At 67.3% G+C, this 20,196-nt stretch carries 24 protein-coding genes; 13 read left to right on the forward strand and 11 right to left on the reverse strand.

Translation table 11 applies throughout. The features are described from left to right. Window positions 1-58: 58 nt before the first annotated feature. Together AC5P6A_RS15170 and AC5P6A_RS15175 are read right to left on the reverse strand one after the other, a co-directional pair. Window positions 59-811: an SDR family NAD(P)-dependent oxidoreductase gene (locus AC5P6A_RS15170; protein WP_021204746.1), complete on the reverse strand. Its 753-nt coding sequence runs from the start codon at window positions 809-811 to the stop codon at window positions 59-61. Window positions 812-910: 99 nt separating this feature from the next. After that, on the reverse strand, window positions 911-1,399 hold the full coding sequence (locus AC5P6A_RS15175; RefSeq protein WP_134735232.1) for a hypothetical protein: 489 nt from the start codon (window positions 1,397-1,399) through the stop codon (window positions 911-913). A gap of 84 nt (window positions 1,400-1,483) precedes the next feature. Here AC5P6A_RS15175 and AC5P6A_RS15180 point away from each other — a divergent pair, with 84 nt between their 5' ends. Continuing rightward, a complete protein-coding gene (locus tag AC5P6A_RS15180) occupies window positions 1,484-1,951 on the forward strand; it encodes a YehS family protein (protein ID WP_019661796.1) in 468 nt (155 codons plus the stop codon). On the opposite strand, the gene AC5P6A_RS15185 is transcribed toward AC5P6A_RS15180, so the two are convergent. Next, window positions 1,920-2,807, reverse strand: a complete 888-nt coding sequence (locus tag AC5P6A_RS15185) for a LysR substrate-binding domain-containing protein (RefSeq protein WP_495222338.1) — start codon at window positions 2,805-2,807, stop codon at window positions 1,920-1,922. The genes AC5P6A_RS15180 and AC5P6A_RS15185 overlap by 32 nt on opposite strands. Window positions 2,808-2,950: 143 nt before the next feature. Between AC5P6A_RS15185 and AC5P6A_RS15190 the strand changes: the two genes are divergently transcribed. Next, window positions 2,951-4,099, forward strand: coding sequence for an MFS transporter (locus tag AC5P6A_RS15190; protein ID WP_194445614.1), 1,149 nt, complete (start codon window positions 2,951-2,953; stop codon window positions 4,097-4,099). Here AC5P6A_RS15190 and AC5P6A_RS15195 read toward each other — a convergent pair. After that, window positions 4,096-4,794: a TorF family putative porin gene (locus AC5P6A_RS15195; RefSeq protein WP_332329235.1), complete on the reverse strand. Its 699-nt coding sequence runs from the start codon at window positions 4,792-4,794 to the stop codon at window positions 4,096-4,098. The genes AC5P6A_RS15190 and AC5P6A_RS15195 overlap by 4 nt on opposite strands. A 178-nt stretch (window positions 4,795-4,972) precedes the next feature. On the opposite strand from AC5P6A_RS15195, the gene AC5P6A_RS15200 reads away from it, so the two are divergent. After that, window positions 4,973-5,362, forward strand: a complete 390-nt coding sequence (locus AC5P6A_RS15200; protein ID WP_031270855.1) for a DUF6165 family protein — start codon at window positions 4,973-4,975, stop codon at window positions 5,360-5,362. Window positions 5,363-5,368: 6 nt separating this feature from the next. On the opposite strand, the gene AC5P6A_RS15205 is transcribed toward AC5P6A_RS15200, so the two are convergent. Beyond that, window positions 5,369-6,046 carry a response regulator transcription factor gene (locus AC5P6A_RS15205; protein WP_021204740.1) on the reverse strand — a complete coding sequence of 226 codons (678 nt, stop codon included), beginning with the start codon at window positions 6,044-6,046 and terminating at the stop codon, window positions 5,369-5,371. Window positions 6,047-6,236: 190 nt separating this feature from the next. Beyond that, the gene (locus tag AC5P6A_RS15210) at window positions 6,237-6,809 is read right to left on the reverse strand and encodes an OmpO family porin (RefSeq protein ID WP_021204739.1); all 573 of its coding nucleotides are present in this window, start codon (window positions 6,807-6,809) and stop codon (window positions 6,237-6,239) included. A 281-nt stretch (window positions 6,810-7,090) separates the two neighbouring features. Between AC5P6A_RS15210 and AC5P6A_RS15215 the strand changes: the two genes are divergently transcribed. Next, the gene (locus AC5P6A_RS15215; RefSeq protein ID WP_005407745.1) at window positions 7,091-7,450 is read left to right on the forward strand and encodes a DUF1428 domain-containing protein; all 360 of its coding nucleotides are present in this window, start codon (window positions 7,091-7,093) and stop codon (window positions 7,448-7,450) included. A 15-nt stretch (window positions 7,451-7,465) separates the two neighbouring features. Here the strand turns inward: AC5P6A_RS15215 and AC5P6A_RS15220 are convergent, their stop codons facing one another. After that, window positions 7,466-8,158, reverse strand: a complete 693-nt coding sequence (locus tag AC5P6A_RS15220) for a hypothetical protein (RefSeq protein ID WP_021204738.1) — start codon at window positions 8,156-8,158, stop codon at window positions 7,466-7,468. Window positions 8,159-8,264: 106 nt separating this feature from the next. Beyond that, the gene (locus AC5P6A_RS15225) at window positions 8,265-9,143 is read right to left on the reverse strand and encodes a histone (protein WP_180877585.1); all 879 of its coding nucleotides are present in this window, start codon (window positions 9,141-9,143) and stop codon (window positions 8,265-8,267) included. Window positions 9,144-9,633: 490 nt separating this feature from the next. Between AC5P6A_RS15225 and AC5P6A_RS15230 the strand changes: the two genes are divergently transcribed. From AC5P6A_RS15230 to AC5P6A_RS15270, 9 genes are all read left to right on the forward strand, one after another. Next, window positions 9,634-11,067 carry a Do family serine endopeptidase gene (locus AC5P6A_RS15230; RefSeq protein WP_019661805.1) on the forward strand — a complete coding sequence of 478 codons (1,434 nt, stop codon included), beginning with the start codon at window positions 9,634-9,636 and terminating at the stop codon, window positions 11,065-11,067. 100 nt (window positions 11,068-11,167) lie between these two features. Continuing rightward, a complete protein-coding gene (locus AC5P6A_RS15235) occupies window positions 11,168-11,533 on the forward strand; it encodes a hypothetical protein (RefSeq protein WP_010486932.1) in 366 nt (121 codons plus the stop codon). Window positions 11,534-11,541: 8 nt separating this feature from the next. Then, entirely contained in the window at window positions 11,542-12,012 is a 471-nt protein-coding gene (locus AC5P6A_RS15240) for a phage holin family protein (RefSeq protein ID WP_019661806.1), read from the forward strand. Next, the gene (locus tag AC5P6A_RS15245; RefSeq protein ID WP_329842608.1) at window positions 12,009-12,476 is read left to right on the forward strand and encodes a protein sip-5; all 468 of its coding nucleotides are present in this window, start codon (window positions 12,009-12,011) and stop codon (window positions 12,474-12,476) included. Before AC5P6A_RS15240 ends, AC5P6A_RS15245 begins: the two co-directional genes overlap by 4 nt. A gap of 67 nt (window positions 12,477-12,543) precedes the next feature. Then, entirely contained in the window at window positions 12,544-13,653 is a 1,110-nt protein-coding gene (locus AC5P6A_RS15250; RefSeq protein ID WP_019661808.1) for an AI-2E family transporter, read from the forward strand. A gap of 31 nt (window positions 13,654-13,684) precedes the next feature. Beyond that, window positions 13,685-14,404, forward strand: coding sequence for an HAD family hydrolase (locus AC5P6A_RS15255; RefSeq protein WP_111101779.1), 720 nt, complete (start codon window positions 13,685-13,687; stop codon window positions 14,402-14,404). Between the two features lie 3 nt (window positions 14,405-14,407). Beyond that, window positions 14,408-15,775 carry a leucyl aminopeptidase family protein gene (locus tag AC5P6A_RS15260; RefSeq protein ID WP_021204734.1) on the forward strand — a complete coding sequence of 456 codons (1,368 nt, stop codon included), beginning with the start codon at window positions 14,408-14,410 and terminating at the stop codon, window positions 15,773-15,775. 135 nt (window positions 15,776-15,910) lie between these two features. Continuing rightward, window positions 15,911-17,014 (forward strand): catalase family peroxidase, encoded by a 1,104-nt coding sequence (locus AC5P6A_RS15265; protein ID WP_495222339.1) that lies wholly within the window; start codon window positions 15,911-15,913, stop codon window positions 17,012-17,014. After that, on the forward strand, window positions 17,011-17,547 hold the full coding sequence (locus AC5P6A_RS15270) for a cytochrome b (RefSeq protein ID WP_019661813.1): 537 nt from the start codon (window positions 17,011-17,013) through the stop codon (window positions 17,545-17,547). Before AC5P6A_RS15265 ends, AC5P6A_RS15270 begins: the two co-directional genes overlap by 4 nt. A gap of 553 nt (window positions 17,548-18,100) precedes the next feature. On the opposite strand, the gene AC5P6A_RS15275 is transcribed toward AC5P6A_RS15270, so the two are convergent. Genes AC5P6A_RS15275 through AC5P6A_RS15285 form a run of 3 tightly spaced genes read right to left on the reverse strand, consistent with a single transcriptional unit; the run spans window position 18,101 to window position 20,048 of the window. Then, complete coding sequence (locus AC5P6A_RS15275) at window positions 18,101-18,703, reverse strand: response regulator transcription factor (protein ID WP_058979816.1); 603 nt, start codon at window positions 18,701-18,703, stop codon at window positions 18,101-18,103. Continuing rightward, a complete protein-coding gene (locus AC5P6A_RS15280; RefSeq protein WP_021203849.1) occupies window positions 18,700-19,923 on the reverse strand; it encodes a sensor histidine kinase in 1,224 nt (407 codons plus the stop codon). Before AC5P6A_RS15280 ends, AC5P6A_RS15275 begins: the two co-directional genes overlap by 4 nt. Continuing rightward, window positions 19,920-20,048, reverse strand: a complete 129-nt coding sequence (locus tag AC5P6A_RS15285) for a hypothetical protein (protein ID WP_021203848.1) — start codon at window positions 20,046-20,048, stop codon at window positions 19,920-19,922. The genes AC5P6A_RS15280 and AC5P6A_RS15285 overlap by 4 nt, the downstream gene beginning before the upstream one ends. Between the last annotated feature and the right edge of the window lie 148 nt (window positions 20,049-20,196).

Here is a 20,196-nt window from a genome sequence, read left to right on the forward strand (position 1 = left end):
CAATGCCCGGCTTTTTCGTTCTGTAGAGTCGAGCATGGCTCGACTCTACAAACGACCGTCAGCCTTCGCGGGCGACCTGGAAACCGGCGAAGGACTGGCTGACCGGCATCAGCTCCAGGCGATTGATGTTCAGGTGCGGCGGCAGGCTGGCCACCCAGAAGATCTGTTCGGCGATGTCTTCAGCGGTCATCGGGTTGGCGCCGGTATAGAGCTTGTCCGATGCCGCCTGGTCGCCATGGGTACGCACCACGGTGAACTCGGTTTCAGCCATACCCGGCTCGATCGTGGTCACGCGCACGCCGGTGCCGTGCAGGTCCGAACGCAGGCCCAGCGAGAACTGGCTGACAAAGGCCTTGGTGCCACCGTAGGCGTTGCCACCCGGGTACGGGTAGACGCCGGCCACCGACGAGATGTTGATGATCGCGCCCTTGCGCTCCACCAGCTGCGGCAGCAGGCGATGGGTCAAGGTCACCAGCGCGGTGATGTTGGTGTCGATCATCGTGGTCCAGTCCGACAGCTTGGCGCTCTGTGCCGGCGCGGTGCCCTGTGCCAGGCCCGCGTTGTTGACCAGCAGATCGATCTGGCCGAACGCAGGCGGCAGTGCCAGCAGGGCCGCCTCCATTGCCACCGGATCGCGGATGTCGAAGGCGGCGGCGTGAACCACGTCCTTGCCGTAGCGCTCGACCAGCGGCTGCAGGCGTTCGCCGCGGCGGCCGGTGGCGATTACCTTCCACCCGGCCTGGGCGAAGCGGTGGACGGCGGCGGCGCCGAAGCCGGACGTGGCGCCGGTAATCAGGACAGTGCGGGTCATCAGGCAACTCCAGGGGGAAAAACCGGACGCCCATTCTGGCACCGTCGGCCCGCCCCTGCGTTGCCGATGCCGGCTGACCACGCCCGAGGCGTGCGCGGCTCAGCGCACGCGGAATACCCGGGCCTTGGGCAGGTCTTCGTCGACCTGCAGGAACCAGCGCCCGGCAATTCCTGGAACAACGGCGATCTGCGGCGACTGCAGCACCTTGCGCAGCTTCATCTGCCCCTTCATCACCTGCCATTGCTGGCCGTTATCAAGGGCGAACAGCGTGCCGGGCTGCCAGCCTGCGACCTCTCCGACCACGCGTGCATTGACCGGTCCTTCTTCCAGGCCCAGATGCATTGCTGCCGGTGCCGGCACATTGGCAGGCAGCGGCGCAGCGGCGGGGGCCACCGCTGCCGTCGGCCCGGTGGCCGCGCGCTCTGCCTCGCGCAGTACCCGGTTCAGTGCCTGCAACTGCGCTGGATTGAGCCCGACCTCGGCCAGTTGGGATGCACTGAGGCGCCGCTCGACGGGTACGAAGCGGTCCTGGGCGAAGGCAGCGAAGCTGCTGGCGAGCAGCAGTGCGGAAAACAGATACCGGCGCATGCAAGGGTCTCAGCGAACGAGTGCCCACGATGCTGCAGTTCGATGACACTCCGGTGACACGCCAGGGGCCGCTACAATTGGACCATGATCAACAATGATGTCCTGCGCAGCGTGCGCTACTCCCTGGACCTGGGCGACCACCACGTGGTGGCCCTGTGCCAGATGGCCGACCCGGCCTTTGCCGTGGAGACCGAGCAGGTGAAGGCCTGGTTGCGCCGCGAGGACGAAGCCGGTTTCGAGGCGATGAGCGACAGCGCGCTGGCGCACTTCCTCGATGGCCTGATCGTGCACCTGCGCGGTCGCGACGAGAACCAGCCGCAGCGCGCGGTGGAGACCCGCATCGACAACAACCTGGTGCTGAAGAAGCTGCGCGTGGCGTTCCAGCTGCGCGACGTCGATCTGATGGAGATCTTCGCCAGCGCCGGTTTCAATGTCTCCAAGTCGGAAGTGGGCGCACTGTTCCGCCAACCCGGGCACGCCAACTACCGGCGTTGCCTGGACCAGATGCTGCGCAACTTCCTCAAGGGCCTGAGCCTGCGCCTGCGCGGCTGAGCACGGCCTCGACGAACGCCCGCGCCGCCGGTGTCGGCAGCCGCTGCCAGACCAGGTGCACGCGGCGGGTCGGGGTCGGCTGCAGCGCAATCCGCACCACGCCTTCAAAGCCTTCGGCGATCAACGCCGGCACGATGCCGACCGCCAGCCCATGGCGGACGAAGCGCTCGACCAGTTCCATCAGGTTGACCTCGAAGCGGACCGTGTGCGGCAGGCCGGCGGCGGCGAAGGCATCGTCGGTCTGCCGCCGCGCACCGGTGCCTCGCGGGAAGTCGACCAGCGCTTCATCCTGCAGTTCGGTCAAGGGCATCCGCTTGCGCCGGGCCAAGCGGTGCGACGGCGCCAGCACCGCCACCAGGTCTTCTTCCTGCAGCATCTGGTGGCAGACCCCGTCCAGGCCGGCCGAGGGCGCCAACCCCACCAGTGCCACGTCCAATTCACGCGACTGCACCTGCGCGATCAGATCCTCGCTCTTGTCCACCCGCAGCTGGAACTCCACCTGCGGGTGCGCCTGCTGGAAGGCTGCCAGCATCGCCACCACGTCGATGCCGGTCAGCGAGGAAATCTGCCCGATCGCCAGCAGGCCACGCACCTCGCCACTCACCGCGGCCACGTCAGCGCGCAGGTGGCGCAGGCTGGCCAGCACCTGGCGTGCGTGCACCAGCAGCGCCTCACCGGCCGCCGTCACCCGTACCTGGCGCGGCAGGCGTTCAAACAGCGGCGTGCCCAGTTCCTGCTCCAGGTAGGCAATCTGGTGGCTCAACGCGGACTGCACCACATGGCAGCGTTCGGCGGCACGGGTGAAATTGCCCTCTTCGGCCAGGGCGACGGCAAATTCGAGCTGCTTGAGATTCATCCAGCTATCTCGTTTCCAGATGGCGTGGATGATGATGATTCATTTCCATCATGACCGCAGCAGGCGGACACTGTGCACCCCGCTTTGTGGAATACCGCGTGAGTCCGTCCCTCCCCCCCCTGCACCGCTGGCAGGTGCTGCTGATGTCGGTCGCCACCGGCGTGGCCGTGGCCAGCAACTACTATGCGCAGCCACTGCTGCATACCATTGCCGATGCCTTCGGGGTGCCGTTCGGCCAGGTCGGCATGGTGGTCACCGCCGCGCAGCTGAGCTATGCCGCCGGACTGATCCTGCTGGTGCCGCTGGGAGACCTGTTCGAACGCCGGCGCCTGATCGTGGTGATGAGCCTGTTGTCCGCCGGCGGGCTGGTGATCAGTGCCTGTGCGCCGTCGCTGGCCTGGCTGCTGGCGGGCACCGCGATCACCGGCCTGTTCTCCGTGGTCGCCCAGGTGCTGGTGCCGTTCGCGGCCACGCTGGCCGCGCCGGAACATCGCGGTCGCGTGGTCGGCACGCTGATGAGCGGCCTGCTGCTGGGCATCCTGCTGGCACGTACCGTGGCCGGCCTGCTTTCCAGCCTGGGCGACTGGCGCCTGGTGTACGCGATCGCCGCTGCCACCCTGGTGCTGACCGCACTGGCATTGCAGCGCGGCCTGCCGCGCTTCCACCACAGCGCCGGCCTTGGCTACTTCGCATTGCTGCGCTCGATCGGCGTGCTGTTCGTGCAGGAACCGGTGCTGCGCCAGCGCACGCTGCTGGGCGCCTGCAGCTTCGCCATGTTCGCGATCTTCTGGACGCCACTGGCGTTCCTGCTGGCACAGCCGCCGTATGCCTACAGCGACGCCACCATCGGCCTGTTCGGGCTGGTCGGCGCGGCCGGCACGCTGGCGGCCGGCCTGGCCGGCCGCATGTCAGACCGTGGTCAGACCGGGCGTGCTACCGCCATCGCGCTGGCGCTGCTGCTGCTCTCGTGGCTGCCACTGGGGCTGTCGGCCCACTCGTTGCTGGCGCTGCTGGTCGGCGTGGTGGTGCTGGACCTGGCCGCGCAGCTGCTGCACGTCAGTAACCAGAACCTGATCTATGCACTGCAACCGGCAGCGCGCAACCGCCTCAATGCCGGCTACATGACCGGCTACTTCATCGGCGGTTCGCTGGGTTCGCTGCTGTCGGCGCAGGTCTACCAGCGCTTCGGCTGGACCGGCGTCTGCGTAGCCGGTGCTGCGGTGGCGGTGCTGGCCCTGCTGCTGTGGCTGCCCGGCGCGCTGCGTGCGCGCCAGGCCTCGGTGGCCGACTAGAAACTGCCCTGCAGCGCCAGCTCCCATCGTCCACCGGCATTGCCCGGGAACAGGCGCTTGGCCGCACTGTCGGTGTCATGCACGGTGGCACGCAGCTCCCATGCCGGGGCCAGCGTGGCAATGGCACTGAGCTGCCCATGCAGGTAATCCGGGCCCTGCGCGGTGGCCAGCCAGTACTTGCCCACCGCCGCTTCCAGGCGGACGCGTTCGTGCAGCGGCACACGCACACCCAGCTGGGCGTAGGTACCGCGATGGCCACCGGCCAACGCATCGTTGGAATGGGCGACCTGCAACCAGGCGCGCTGCTTCCAGCTCACTGTGGTGTTGAGTTCGGTCCAGTCCAGCGCGCGGCCGGTGCCCGGGTACATGTAGCGGGTCAGGTTGGCATCCAGTGTCCAGTCCGGGGCCAGCGCACCGGACCAGCCGGCCACCAGGTCGAACTCGCTGCGCGCGCCATTGTCCGGCTTGAACGAAACGTTGGAGCCCCACACGCTGGCGTACCAACCCGATGGGATCGAAACCTTCGCACCCGCCTGCACCGCCGGGTCGCCGTCGCTCTGCGAGCTGCCACGCCACACGTAGTCACTGGTCAACGCCGCACTGCCACTGACCTGTAACTGTGCCTGCGCGCTGCCGATCCCGAGCAGCCCTGCCAGGGCGGCCACCACCGCCGCCATCATCCCCTTGCTGTTCACTGCACTGTGTTCCTCGTCGAAGGCGGTTATGCCGCCGGGAACGCAGTGTCGAGGCGGTGGCCGTAACGGATCGAGGGTGCTGCCGGGGCCGTGGCGCAAATTCGGCGTAAATCCCGTGATCGGGGCCACATGCCGGCAGCGCGGTATCATGGTGCCCTGTTTCCAGAGAACCAACCGCGTGGACGCCATCCTGACCCCGGTATCGATCGGCGAGCTGATCGACAAGATCACCATTCTCGAGATCAAGGCCGAACGCATCGACGATGCGGCCAAGCTGAGCAACGTGCGCACCGAGCTGGACGGCCTGCTGCCGTTGCTGCAGCAGCAGCTGCAGGCTCAGCCGGCGCTGGCCGTGCTGAAGCAGCAGTTGAAGGCAATCAACGAGCGCATGTGGGACATCCAGGACCAGCTGCGCGACAAGGAAGCGGCCCAGGTGTTCGACGATGGCTTCATCCAGCTGGCACGCGGTGTCTACGGCACCAATGGCGAGCGCGTGCAGGTGAAGAACGAGATCAACCGCGTGGCCGGTTCGGCCCTGGTGGAAGAGAAGCAGTACCAGGGCGAGTAAGCCCGCTCATCCGCATTCGAGCAGGTGCCGGATGCGGAACAGCTCACCATCGCTGTGAATGCCCAGCTTCTCGTACGCCGTCCGCTTCTGCGTGCTGACCGTACTGGCCGTGCGCCCGAAGCGCCGCGCCACCTCCCCGGTGGTGCAGCCCTGCAGGACCAGCCGGAGCACCTCGCGCTCACGTCGGCTCAAGGGCGTCAGCACCGGCGCCGGTGTGCGCCGCATGCGTGATCGGTTCAACTGCGTGCGCAGCTCCGGGGGCACGAAGCGGCCGCCACGGGCCAGTACCTCCACCGCGCGCCGCAGCATCGCCGGCGTGGTTCCCTTTGACAGGAAGCCGCGCGCGCCGGCCTGCATCGCCATGGTCACCATGCTGGCATTGCAGTGCGCAGACAGCACCAGCACCGGCAGCAGCGGCCAGCGCCGCGACAACAGCCGCAACAGGGACAGGCCCTGTTCGGGACCATAGGGCGCCAGCAGGTCGATCAGCAGCAGGTCGATGCCATCCGGCTGGCGCTGCAGCAGATCGAGCAGATCAGCTTCGCGGGTGAAGCTGCCACAGACCTGCACGCCACCGTGCTGGCAAAGCACCACCTCCACCCCCAGACGCAGCACGGGATGCGGCGCCAGCATTGCCAGGCGGCGGGGCCGATCGAGGGGCAGAGCGGGAACGGCAGGCGGCATCACATGGATCCGACGATACGAAGTGCCCACCGTAGGGCCGCGCCGGGAGCAGCGGAATCCAATTTATTGCAACGCAGCAGCGGCCTCGGAACATGCTCAGCTGCGGTTTCGGGTCGTCACAACGCAACAGGCCCGGCATGAGCCGGGCCTGTCGAGACATCTTCAGCGCGCAGGCGCGCCGAGGAAGCAATTACCAGCTGAAGCGCGGGCCGACGGTGTATTCCTTGTCGCCGTCGCGGTTCATCTTCAGCTCGCCGTTCAGGCCCCAGTTCTGGTTCAGCTTGACCTGACCACCCAGGCGGCCGTACCACTGGCCTTCCGGATTGATGCCGTGCTTCTTCGAGAAATCTTCGTAGCCGACCATGCCGTAGACTTCGGCGTGGGCACCGAAGGCGGTGCGGATACCGGCTTCAGCGCTGTAGCCGTTGAAGTCCAGGCCGTGCTTCTGGTCGCGCTTCTGGTAGGCAACGCGAGCAACGAAGTCGGTGGTCGGGGCGATTTCAACGTTGTAGCCGGCGCCGATCTTCCACTGGTCCAGCTTGATGTTGGTGTGGTCGATTTCCTGGCGGCTGTAATCACCGAAAGCGTGGAAGTTCGGCAGGAAGCCGTACGAGCCCTTCACGCCCCAGCCGTCGGCCTTGAACGCATCGATGTCGGTCTTGGCGTAGTCGGCTTCGGCATAGTTGTACGACAGGTTCTCAGCAGCCGAGGCGGTGAACGGCAGGGCAGCGGCCAGGGCCAGAGCAATCAGCGAATTCTTCATGGGGGTACACCTTTACTTTCTTATGGTGTGCAGCAGCGCCAAGGCGCCATCGCATCGGGAATGTAAATTCTCCGTTATTCGCCACAACGCTCCCTGAAAACAGCGGTCTTCGCATTGCTGAATTTTCTGGCTTGATTCAGGCTGTTTCTGGCATACGCGCGCGGCGCGCGTGCATTTCATCGGCACAACGACTGCCGGTTGCAGGATGTCGATCCACGACGCCCTGGTTCGTCGGGTACTTGAAGGCCGTGCATGCGGCACGGTCCATCCGGAGGCAGGCAATGAGCTACATCGATGGTTTCGTCCTGGCGGTGCCCACCGCCAACAAGGAGAAGTTCCTCGCCCACGCACGCACAGGAGATCCCGTTTTCATCGAATACGGCGCGCTGCGCGTGGTCGAGTGCTGGGGCGATGACGTGCCGCACGGCAAGACCACCGACTTCTTCGGCGCGGTGAAAGCCACGCCGGATGAGACGGTGGTGTTTTCCTGGATCGAATGGCCGGACAAGCCGACCCGCGACGCCGGCATGAAGAAGATGATGGAAGACCCAAGGTTTGACCCGGCGACGAATCCGATGCCGTTCGACGGCGCGCGGATGATCTACGGCGGCTTCGTGCCGATCTACGAACTGACGCGCTGAACCGGGCGGACGTGCTCAGCGCGCGTCCGTTTCATCGCTGGCAGCGGCATGGCCGGCGCCCAGTGCGGCGCCAGCGCCGAGGCCCACACCGCCCATCCCAGCGCCCATTCCGCCACCGCCACCTCCTCCACCCGCACGACCGCCCTTGGCGTCGCCGTCGTTGCGGCCCTTGCCGCCGACACTGGCGCCACCCGGCCGGGTCGGCCCCTGCGGCGGTATCTGCAGGTCGGTCGGAATCGGCGCCAGATCCAGCGCTTCGCGCACGAAGTCGCGAAGCGAGACCACCAGTTCATGGGTATGTACCGGCCGCCCCTGTGCCAGTTCATTGGCGGCACGCGCGGCCAGCCGCACCTGTTCGTCGGTGCCCAGCAGCAGGATGTCCGACAACGCCGCTTCCACGGCATCACGGATGCGGCGGGCGCGATCCGAGCGGGGCTCGGCAATGCCCTCTGCATCCTCGCGCTGGCGAAGGTCACGGCGATGGCTGGGGTCCACACCCAGTTCGCCGGTGAACGAACCGCCCAGGGTCTTGTAGGCCGCCATCAGCGTGCGCAGCCGTTCGTTGATCTGCCGGTTCTCGCGCTCGCGGCGCTGCTGCAGGGTCTGCATCACCAGCAGGCGGATGCCCACGCCCAGCAGGGTGATCAGGACCAGGCCGGCCAAGGTGGACAGCACGCCCTGCCAGGAACTGAAGTCAATACCGCGCATGCCCCGGGCTCCAGCAGGAAGAACCTGCATCCTGCTCCAGACCGCGTCCCTGAAACGCGAAAGGCCCCACCACCCGGGGGTGGCAGGGCCTTCGGTCACGGCGCGATTACTTGCGCTTGGCGACCTTGCGCACGGCCTTCTTGGCCGGAGCCTTCTTGGCGGCGACCTTCTTCAGCGGCGCAGCCTTCTTGGCAACCGTCTTGCGGGCGGCGGCAACCTTCTTGCCCACTGCCTTCTTGGCAACGGCGGTCTTCTTGCCGACAACCTTCTTGGCAGCGGCGGTCTTCTTGCCGACGGCCTTCTTGGCGACGGCAGCCTTCTTGCCGACAACCTTCTTGGCGGCCGTGGTCTTCCTGGTGGCGGCAACCTTCTTGCCGACGACCTTCTTCGCAGCCACGGCCTTCTTGCCAGCAACCTTCTTGGCGGCGACGGTCTTCTTGGCCACGGCCTTCTTGGCGGTAGCGACCTTCTTGCCAACTGCCTTCTTGGCAACAGCGGTCTTCTTGCCGACGGCCTTCTTGGCGACGGCAGCCTTCTTGGTGGCGGCCTTCTTCGCGGTGGCGACCTTCTTGCCGGCAGCCTTGGTGGCGGCCTTGGTGGTCTTCTTGGCAGCGGCGGCCTTCTTGGTCACAGCCTTGCCTGCAGCCGCCTTCTTCTTGGCCACTTCATTCTTCAGCGCAGCGGCTTCGGCCTTGGCGTTCTTCTTGGCGGCTTCCAGCTTCTTCTTGGCGTTGGCAACAGTCTTGCCGACCGACTTGGCAGCCTTCTCGGCCTTCTTGGCAACGGTCTTCTCGACCTTGGCCACGGCCTTCTTGGCCTTGGCAACGCGGGTACCGGCAGCCTTGGTGGCGCGCTTGACGGTCTTCTTGACCGACTGCACTGCGTCTTCGGCAGCGTGGGCGATGGTCTCGCCAACGTTGGTGGCGGTTTCTTTGACGTTCTCGACGGCGTCGGTCACGACCGACACACCATTACCGTTGCTCATGTTGCCCTCCTGGGGGCCTTAAGTATCAAAACGGGGCGATGCTATACCGACATTGACGATCGTGGAACGGGGCACGCACGAGCAATCGCATCTGATGCGACGGCAATGGTGTAGTCGGGTACCCTCGCGAGTACGATGTGTTGACGGGAAACCCCTTTTTTTCAGTGCTGCGCCGCACGATGCGGGCAGCGGCAGGGGCTGCGTGCGCACACCCGCCCGGACGTAGCGAAAGGCATGCGATATGGCGCATCGCGGCATCGGGATGCGCAGAACTGCGCAAGCAGCGGCCTGCATACCCACGCGCTTGGGCAGACGTCGACACAGTGCGAGGAACCTCCGCCGTTGCCGCCTGCGGCCCACGGTAGCGATGCTGGACCGGGTTCCGGGCATGGCGTTTTCATGGCGCATTTATCCATATCGCGACACACTCATTCAGCTTGTTCTACCGTAGGGCCGTACCGCCCCCACCCACGCCAGCGAACCGACTCCCATGCGACCGCTTCCTACCCTGCTCACGCTCGCAATCGCCGCCGCCTTCGGTGGCTTCGTTGCCACCGGCATCAATGCCCACATGGACAACCGTGCCGACGCCGCGCCGCTGCCGGCGGTGTTGCCGACCACGGCGGCCTTGCCGGCTTCGGTGGCCGGTCAGGCGGTGCCGTCGCTGGCACCGATGCTGGAAAAGGCAATGCCGGCGGTGGTCAGTGTCAACACCAAGCAGGTGGTGCGCGTGCGCAACCCCTTCTTCAACGACCCATTCTTCCGCCGCCTGTTCCCGGATATCCCACAGGAACGCATCAACGAATCGCTGGGCTCGGGCGTGATCATCGACGCCAAGGAGGGGCTGGTGCTGACCAACCACCATGTCATCGACAACGCCGATGACGTACAGGTGACACTGGCGGACGGGCGCACGGTCAAGGCCGAGTTCCTCGGCTCGGACCGCGACACCGACATCGCGCTGATCCGCATCCCGGCGCAGAACCTGACCGACATCAAGCTCGGCAACAGCGACCAGCTGCGCGTAGGCGACTTCGTGGTGGCCATCGGCAACCCGTTCGGCTTCAGCCAGACCGTTACCTCGGGTATCGTTTCGGCGGTGGGCCGCAGCGGCATCCGCGGGCTGGGCTACCAGAACTTCATCCAGACCGATGCGTCGATCAATCCGGGCAACTCCGGTGGCGCGCTGGTCGACCTGCAGGGCCAGCTGGTCGGCATCAATACCGCCAGCTTCAACCCGCAGGGGAGCATGGCCGGCAACATCGGCCTGGGCCTGGCGATTCCTTCCAACCTGGCGCGCAGCGTGGTCGACCAGCTGGTCAAGCACGGCGTGGTGGTGCGCGGCACGCTGGGCGTGGAAAGCCAGAACCTGACCGCGCAGATCGCGCAGGGCCTGGGCCTGGGCGAAACCCGCGGTGCGCTGATCACCCGCGTGCTGGCCGGCTCGGCCGCCGCCGCAGCCGGGCTGAAGCCGGGCGACGTGGTGGTGTCGGCCAACGGCCAGCGCGTGGACAGCGCCGAGGCCCTGCACAACGTGGAAGGCCTGGCGGCCGTCGGCAGCGCGATGACGCTGGACGTACGCCGCGAAGGCAAGCCACTGCAGATCAAGGCGACACTGAAGGAACAGGCGCGCGCGGTCACCGGTGAGAGCCTGGACCCGCGCCTGACCGGTGCGACCTTCGTCGACCTGCCCGAGTCACTGCGCCAATCCGGTGTCGGCGGCGTGCTGGTCAGCGAGGTCAAGCGCGGCAGCCGCGCTGCCAGCAACGGCCTGCAGCAGGGCGACATCATCACCGACGCCACCGTGGGCGAATTCGCCGACCTGGCCAGTTGGCGCGCCAACTTCCAGCAACGCCCGCCGACCCTGGTGGTGCGCGTGCTGCGCAACAACGGCCAGCAGCAGGGCCAGCTCGTGATGCGCTGATCGCCCTGCCGTAACACCCCCTATACCCCGGCAATGCTATTGCTGTCAGTCCAGGTCGGCACCGCCGACGCCGTTCCCCCATCGCAACAGGAGTGATTCGATGAGCCCCACCAATACCGAGAACCTGAAGGAACACCTGGGTGAAGCCGGTTCCCACCTGAAGCAGGCCGCCAGCGCCGCCGGCGGTGCGATCAAGGGCGCCACCGGTGCCGCGACCGACGAACTGCGCATCGGCAAGGCCAACGTCAAGGCTGAACTGTCCGACAGCGCACTGTCCGGCCTGGCCGCTGCCGAGTTTGGTGGTGCCGCCGCCAAGGAGCAGGTCGATGCGCTGATGGACAAGGGCAAGGACCTGATCGACAGCGCCGCCGAATTGATCCGTGAGCGTCCGCTGGCCTCGTTCGGTGTTGCCTTCGCGGCCGGCTGGATCATCGCCAAGCTGGCCCGCGGCAGCAGCGACAAGTAAGCCGCGGCGTGAGCGAAGACAACGCGCAAGCCCCTGATCCGGCGGCTACCCCGCCGCTGGATGAGAGCATCCGCCAGGTCGGCGCGGCCGGTCGTGCCGCTGCCGACTCGGCCAAGCACTCGCTGCGTTCGCTGCGCCGGTTGGCCTCGGCCGACTTCGCGCTGGCACGCAGTGCCTTCGGCCGCGCGCTGGCCTGGGCCGGCGTAGCGATCGTATTTGGTGCGTCGGCCTGGCTGCTCATGGCCGCCACCCTTATCGCGCTGCTGCAAAGCTGGGGCCTGAGCTGGCTGCAGGCACTGCTGATCACCTCGCTGCTGAGCCTGGCCGTCACCGGTTATGCGATCTGGCGGGTGTCCTACTTCTTCCACCACACCGGCATGCACGCCACCCGGCGCCAGCTGTCCCGCCTGGGCCTGTTCGACGAGCCCAGCGAAGACGACCCCGATGCCGATGTGGAGCTGCCAGAGGGCAAGCCATGAAGTTCGGTGTGCTGCAGCGTCGGGTGAAGCGCTGCGAACAGGTGGTAACCGTGCGTCTGGTCGAGACCCAGGACCACTGGTCGACGCTCGGCCAGGTCTGGCGCCAGGGCTGGTCGCCACTACGCATCGTGGTAGTGGGCCTGGCCGGTGGCTTCATTGCCGGCAAGCTGGAAATGCCGGGCAAGGTCAACGGTGCGCGCTGGCTGCAGATGGTGGGTTCGGTCTCGAACCTGTTCGCCAGTGCGCAGGCGGCGTTCGCCACGGCGATGGCGGCGCAGGCGGCGGCCACCGCCGACGATGCGGCCGAAGAAGCCGGCGATGCCAGCGAACAGGCACACGCAGCGGCCTCCGCCGCTGAAGCACGGCCCGCAGCGGCAGCGCGAGCTGTGCCGGAGCCGGAGCCGGAACCGGACCTGCGCGAACCGCGCCCGGCCGAGGCGGCCACCGAGCTGTCCGAACGTTGATCCCTGGAATCCGCCGCGCCGGTCGCGGCCGGCGGATAATGCGTTCCCCTTTCCGGCTGATGCGTCGATGAGCGAGTCCTCCCTGTCCCCGTCACCGGCCGGCCACGACGCATCCGAGGCACCGCTGCCGCCCCCGTCGCGCCCACGCGGACCGATGTCGCTGGTTGTGCTGGCGACCCTGGCCGTGGGCTATACGCTATGGGCGGCGCAGGACATCATCCTGCCGGTGCTGCTTGCGATGTTCTTCGCGCTGGTCGGCAATCCCATCCTGCGCCTGCTGCAGAAGCTGTGGATCCCGCGCGCGCTGGGCGCGCTGTTGATCCTCGGTGCGGGCCTGGGCGTGACCGGTTCTCTGGCCGTGCAGCTGATCGGACCGGCGATGGAATGGGCGCAGGAAGCACCGCAGCAGCTGCGCAAGGTCGCCCGCCAGGTGCAGAACCTGACCAAGCCGGTGCAGCAGGCCAACCAGGCGGCGGAAAACTTCGCCCGTGTGGCCGGCGGTGACAGCAACCACAAGGTGCAGGTGATCCGCACCCAGCTCGACGACCCCTACCGCATGCTGACCCGTGCACCGCGGCTGGCTGCCTCGGTGTTGGCCGTGGTGCTGCTGACGCTGTTCTTCATGATCTACGGGCAGAGCCTGCAGCGCGCGGCGATCGCCCTGTTCCCCAACCGCCAGCAGCAGCGCTTCACTACGGACATCCTGCGTTCGATCGAACGCGAGGTCTCGCGTTACGTGCTGACCATCAGCGTGATCAACACCTTGGTCGGGCTGGTGTTCGCCGGCGTGCTGATGCTGCTCGGTATCGGCCTGCAGGAAGCGCTGCTGTGGGGCACGGTGGCCGCGCTGCTGAATTTTGCGCCGTATGTGGGTCCGCTGATCGGCGTGGCGCTGATGCTGTTGATGGGCTTCGTCGAGTTCCGCGACCCGCTGCAGGCCCTGTTGCCCGCCGCCGCCTACCTGGGCCTGCACACACTGGAAGGGCAGATGGTGACCCCGATCGTGCTGGGCCGTCGGATGAAGCTGTCGCCGCTGGTGCTGATCCTGGCGCTGATGGTGTTCGGCTGGGCCTGGGGCATGATCGGGCTGCTGCTGGCGGTGCCGCTGCTGGTGTGCATCAAGCTGGTGCTGGCACGCCTGGACGGCATGCAGGGCTGGGCACGCCTGCTGGAATGAAAGCCCGCGCGGGCAGGGGTAGAATGGCGGGGTGAATTTCCCCGTCCAAGCCATCACCCTCGACCTTGACGACACGCTGTGGCCGTTCGCTCCGATCGGCGCCCGCATCGAACAGGTCCTGCACACCTGGATGTGCGAACACAGCCCCGCTACCGCCGCGATGTATCCGGTGGAGGCGATGCGCGAACTGCGCGAGCGGCTGTACCACGCCCATCCGCACCTCCACCACGACCTGAGTGCGCTGCGCCGGCTGACCCTGCACGAAGCACTGCACACCAGCGGTGCCAGCCTCGATCTGCTGGAGCCTGCGTATGAAGTGTTCTACGCCGCACGCAACCAGGTGGAGTGCTATCCCGATGCGATCGATGCACTGGCACGGATTGCCGCGCGGGTTCCGGTGGCGGCGCTGAGCAATGGCAATGCCGACCTGGAACGGGTCGGCCTGGCCCATCATTTCGCCTTCCAGCTGGGTGCGCGCGAACACGGCGCGGCCAAGCCCGAAGCCAGCATCTTCCACGCTGCCTGCACCCGACTGGGTGTCGCGCCGGCACAGGTACTGCACGTCGGCGATCATGCCGACATGGACGTGGCCGGGGCGATTGCCGCCGGCCTGCGCGGGTGCTGGATCAACCGCGAGGCAGCCACCTGGACCCATCCGCAGCTGCAGCCGGACCTGCAGTTCGACACCCTCACCGGCCTGGCCGACTGGTTGGATGCCAACCTCGACGCCGCCGCACTCCGGAGTACCTGACGCATGAGCGAGATCACTGGTTTCACTGCCGACACCGCCGCAGCGCTGCCGCTGTACGTGCTGGACCGCGAGCAGTTCGCCGCCTGGAAGGACGGCCAACCGGCCGCCACCCAGGCCTGGCTGGCATCGCAGGGCTTCACCGCCGGTGCCTTCACCACGGCGTTGCTGCCCGGCGCCGATGGCCTGTCCGGAGCGGTGATCGGTGTGGGTGATCGCGCCGATGCCTACAGCTATTCGCATGCCCCGCACGCCCTGCCGGAAGGCAGCGTGTGGCAGCTGGCCAACGAACTGCCGGCCGCCGAACAGGCGCTGCTGCAGCTGGGCTGGGGCTTGGGCAGCTACCGCTTCGACCGCTACCGCAAGCGCCACCGCGCACCGGCGCAACTGGTAGCCGCGCCGACCGGCGAGGTGGCCGACCTGATCACCGCCAGCCTGCGCGTGCGCGACTGGGTCAACACTCCCACCGAAGATATGGGCCCGCAGCAGCTGGAAGACGCTGCCCGCGCCCTGGCCGCTGCGCACGGCGCGCAGGTCGAGGCGATCACCGGTGACGAACTGCTGAAGCACAACTTCCCGGCCATCCACGCCGTGGGCCGCGCATCGCACCGCGCGCCGCGTCTGGTGGTGCTGCGCTGGGGCAAGGACACCGATCCGTCGCTGGTGCTGGTCGGCAAGGGCGTCTGCTTCGACACCGGCGGCCTGGACATCAAGCCGGCCGACGGCATGCGCAACATGAAGAAGGACATGGGCGGCGCCGCGCATGCGCTGGCCCTGGCCGGCCTGGTGATGGCACGCGGGCTGCCGGTACGTTTGACCCTGCTGGTGCCGGCGGTGGAAAACGCGATCGGTCCGGAGGCGTTCCGCCCGGGTGAAGTGATCGCCACCCGCAAGGGCCTGAGCGTGGAGATCGACAACACCGACGCCGAAGGCCGCGTGATCCTGTGCGACGCATTGACCTTCGCCGGTGAGCAGAAGCCGGACCTGGTGCTGGACTTCGCCACCCTCACCGGTGCCGCGCGCATCGCACTGGGCCCGGATCTGCCAGCGCTCTTCAGCAACGATGACACGGTGGCCCAGCAGTGGCTGCAGGCCGGTGACGCGACCCGCGACCCGGTCTGGCGCATGCCGCTGTGGCGCCCTTACCTGCGCTACCTGAGCAGCGGCATTGCCGACCTGGCCAACGCCGGTTCGCGCATGGCCGGCTCGGTGACCGCCGCGCTGTACCTGGAGCGCTTCCTGGAAGACGGCCAGCGCTGGGCGCATCTGGACGTGTACGCCTGGAACGACGGCGAACGCCCGGGCCGTCCGGCCGGTGGCGAAGCGCTGGCGTTGCGCTCGGCGTGGGCGATGCTGAAGGCGCGCTACAGCTGATCGGGTGGGTGCCGACCTTGGTCGGCACGCCGTCCCCGGCAAACTTGACGAAAATTTGAATACCGGGCCTGGAAGGGTTCTGCGAGGATGTGTGGGTCGACCACCCACACGCTCCGTGAAGGCAGGACTCCGACCATGTCGCTCTTCGGCTACACCCGTGCCGGCCAGACGCCGGGCACACCGCGCAGGCATTCGCCGCTGCTCTGGATCGCACTGATCGCGCTCATTCTGGGTGCCGTCGCGCTGGCCTTCGCCTGGCTGGCCGGCTGGATTGGAAACCGCCTCACCGCGCAGCGCTTCACCGATACCATCGAGGCCACCGGCCCGGCCCACCCGGGCTTCCGCCGCGCGCACAGCAAGGGCATCTGCGTGAGCGGCTGGTTCGAACCCAGTGCGCAGGCCCGCACCCTGTCCAGTGCACGGGTGTTCTCGCAGCGCCGCGTGCCGGTGATGGGCCGCCTGTCGATCGGCGGCGGCGACCCGTACGGCGCCGACAACACTGCACGCGTGCGCAGCCTCGCGGTGCAGATGGTCAGCGATGATGGGCAGGAATGGCGCATGGCGATGAACAGCTTCCCGTTCTTCGCGGTGCCCAGCGCCGAGGCGTTCTACGAGCAGACCCGCGCTTCCATTCCCGACCCGGCCACCGGCAAGCCCGACCCGCAGAAGATGGCTGCGGTGCTGGCGAAGTACCCCAGTGCGCAGGCCTTCCAGCAGTGGGCCAAGACGGCGCCGTGGACCAGCAGCTGGGCCGACACCACCTTCAACAGCGTCAACAGCTTCTGGTTCACCAATGCGCAGGGCCAGAAGCGCGCGGTGCGCTGGCGCTGGCAGCCGCAGGCGCCGGTGGTGGAGATGGATGCGGAAACGCGCAAGCAGGCCAGCGTCGATTTCCTCAGCCAGGAACTGCAGCAGCGCCTGGCCAACGGCCCGGTGCGCTGGAACCTGGTCGTGACCACCGCCGAGCCCGGCGATGCCATCGATGATCCGTCGGTGCCATGGCCCGAGTCGCGTGACCAGGTAGTGGCGGGCGTACTCAGCGTGGACCGCATGCAGTCGCAGGAACAGGGTGCCTGCGGTCAGATCAACTTCGATCCGCTGATCCTGCCCAGCGGCGTGCGCGGCAGTGACGATCCGATCCTGGCCGCCCGCTCGGCGGTGTATTCGCAGTCCTTCAACCGCCGCGAACGCGAGCGCGCCACCGGCAACGTCGAACAACCGAAGGAGGCCGCACGATGAGCATCGGCAACGGCCACTTCAACCTGCTGGCGCGGGTGCTGCACTGGTCCATGGCACTGATGATCATCGCCATGCTGTTCATCGGCGTGACCATGGTCGCCTCACTGCACCTGCGGCCAATGCTGATCGACCTGCACCGCCCGCTGGGCATCGCCATCCTGGTGCTGGTGCTGCTGCGCCTGTACAACCGGCTGCGCCATCGCCCGCCGCCGCTGCCTTCCGACCTGCCCGCCTGGCAGGTGCTGGCGGCCAAGGCCTCGCACTGGATGTTGTATGCGCTGATGCTGGCGATGCCGTTGATCGGCTGGGCGATGCTGTCGGCAGGCGGTTACCCGATCGTGCTGTGGGGCGGCCTGCACCTGCCGCCGATCGTGCCGCACACTCCGGCGCTGTATGCCGCGTTGCGCAATGCGCACAGCCTGCTGGCGTATGTGTTGTTCGCCACGGTGCTGATGCACGTGGGTGCGGCGCTGTTCCACCTGTGGGTGCGGCGCGATGGCGTGTTCCAGGCGATGGCGCGCGGGAAGGATTGATCGGGTTCGCCGGGCGTTCCCGGCGGATCGTTTCCGCGACTGCGGTGGGGTGTCACTTTCTTTGCGCGCAAAGAAAGTAACCAAAGAAACGCTCCGCCGGCCGCGAGCCGACGTGCTGCGCACGCCGGTGCCCTGCGCTCCTCGGCCCGCCGAGGGACGGCGCGGAACTCGCTACGCTCAGACACCCGCGCCTCTTCGCCCTCGCCGGTCCTGCGGTGCTCGGCTCGCTCAAGGCGGACTGGAAGGGCAAGATCAACAGCTAGAGCATCCACGCATGGCGTGGATCTACTGGGTGCAGCTGTGCCTTTGACGTTGGGTCCGCCTTCTAGCGAGCCGAGCATCGCAGGGGAATCAGGGGCGCAGAGGCGCCGATGTCTGAGCGTAGCGAGTTCGGCGCCGTCCCCTGATTCACCGAGAAGCACAGGGGACCGGTGCGCAGCGCCGGCTCGCGATCTGGCGGCGTGTTTCTTTGGTTACTTTCTTTGCACGAGCAAAGAAAGTGACACCCACCCGCGGTCGCGGAAACGACATCACCGGGAACAGCAGGACGCCCTTACAACCACCCTTTCTGCCGCGCCAGCCGATACGCCTCGATCCGGTTGGCCACGCCCAGCTTGCCGATGCACTCGGACAGGTAATTGCGCACCGTACCGTGCGACAACCCCAGCTGCTCGGCAATCTCGCTGGCGGTTCGGCCCTCCCCTGCCAGACGCAGCACACGGCGCTCGCGGTCGGTCAGCGGATCGGCCTGCGACCACGCATCCAGTGCCAGCTGCGGGTCGATCGCACGGATGCCCTGTTTCACCTTGCGCAGTGCATCGGCCAGGTTCTCGGCCGGTGCGTCCTTCAGCAGGTAGCCCAGCACGCCCGCCTCCAGCGCGCGGCGCAGGAAACCGGCGCGTGCGAAGGTGGTCACGATCACCACCTTGATCGGCAGCTCATGGCGGGCGATGCGCTGCGCCAGCTCCAGCCCGGACAGGCCCGGCATCTCGATGTCGGTGACCAGGATGTCCGGCTTCAGCTGCTGCAGCATGCGCCACGCGGTTTCGCCGTCGGCGGCGCTGCCCAGCACCTCGATATCAGGCTCCAACCCCAGCAGCGCCGACAGTGCGCCGCGCACCATCGCCTGGTCCTCGGCCAGCAGGATGCGGATCATGCGGCACCGTCCTGCACCAGCGACGACGGCGTGCCTGGCGGCAACGGTGTGGTCGCGGCAGCCAGTGGCACGCGCACGGTCAGCAGCGTGCCCTCGCCCTTTGCGGACTGAACCTGAAGGTTGCCCCCCAGGGCGGCCACGCGTTCGCGCATGCCGCACAACCCGTTGCCCTCGGCCTGCACGCCGCCACGACCATCATCGCGGATCTGCATCGCCAGCATGCGTCCTTCCAGCATGAATTCCACCCGTGCCTGTGTCGCCTGTGCATGGCGCACGATGTTGGTCGCGGCCTCGCGCAGCACCAGCGCCAGACCGCGTTCGACATCCACCGGCATCGCCGGTGGTGGTGCGTATTGAAGGTGGACCTGCTGGCACTCCAGCAACAGCCGCGCCGACGCCAGCTCACCGGCCAGGTCACTGGCGCGGATACCGGTGACCGCGCTGCGCACCTGCGCCAGCGCTTCGCGGGCAATGTCCTCGGCTTCGCCGATTTCCTGCCGCGCCCGCGCGTCGCCACGATCGTGCAGCTTGCGGGCCAGTTCCAGCTTCAACGTGATCAACGACAGGGTGTGGCCGAGCAGGTCGTGCAGGTCGCGGCCGATGCGTTCGCGCTCGGCGGTGGCTGCGAGCCGCCGCACCTCGTCCTGCGACAGCTGCAGTGCCGCATCCTTCTGCTGGTTGAGTGCCTCCACGTTCACGACCAACCCGACGATATAGGACACGGCGGGGATCCAGACCAGGCTCTGCCACGGGTACTGGAACAGCAGTGCGAGGCCGCAGAACAGGAGGTTCAGGCCAGTGAGCTGCAGCAGGTACTGCCACCAGCCACCGCGTCCGCTCACCCGCAGCAGCACGCAGCCGAACACGAAGTAGGTCAACCCGGACGGGTACCACGGCAGCAGCACCAGCGACATCCCGATCAGGCCCAGGGCATAGCGCGGCGCGTGATGGCGTGGCGCCACCATCACCTTGGCGTACAGCAGCAGGAACACCGGATAGCTGGCCACTGTAAGCAGCAGCCAGCGCAGGGTGAAGCCATGGCCGAGCAAGGGCGTCAGGAAGATCCACACCGACCACAGCAGGTGGATCGCCTCGCTCCAGGGTGATTTTCCCCGGCGCAGCGTCTCGGCCACCGCCGAGTCCGGCGCGGGGCGCAGCAGGGAGGCAAGCCAGGTGGACGGCACAGGCGGTTCCAGGCGGGGATGATCGCCGCCGATCATGCCAGTTCGGCTGGCTGCGCGCAGGCGCCACCGCCGGCAAGATGGCACCGGCGCAACCCGCCGCAGATCACGGTACGCTTGGCGGTACCGCTGCAGCGGGCCAGCGATGGGGTGGTCGGATCCATGAGCGGTACCGGCAGCGGGGACGTTGCCATCCTGTGCCGCCGCGGTCACATTTCGCAGTTGCCGCCGTCAGTGTCATCGGGTGACAGCTGTCACTGCCGTCATCGCTGTGCCTGCCTTCATGCTGTGCCGCACGCTCCACCGCCGGAA

It is taken from the genome of Stenotrophomonas sp. YJH_SMC_20 (genome assembly GCF_059367845.1).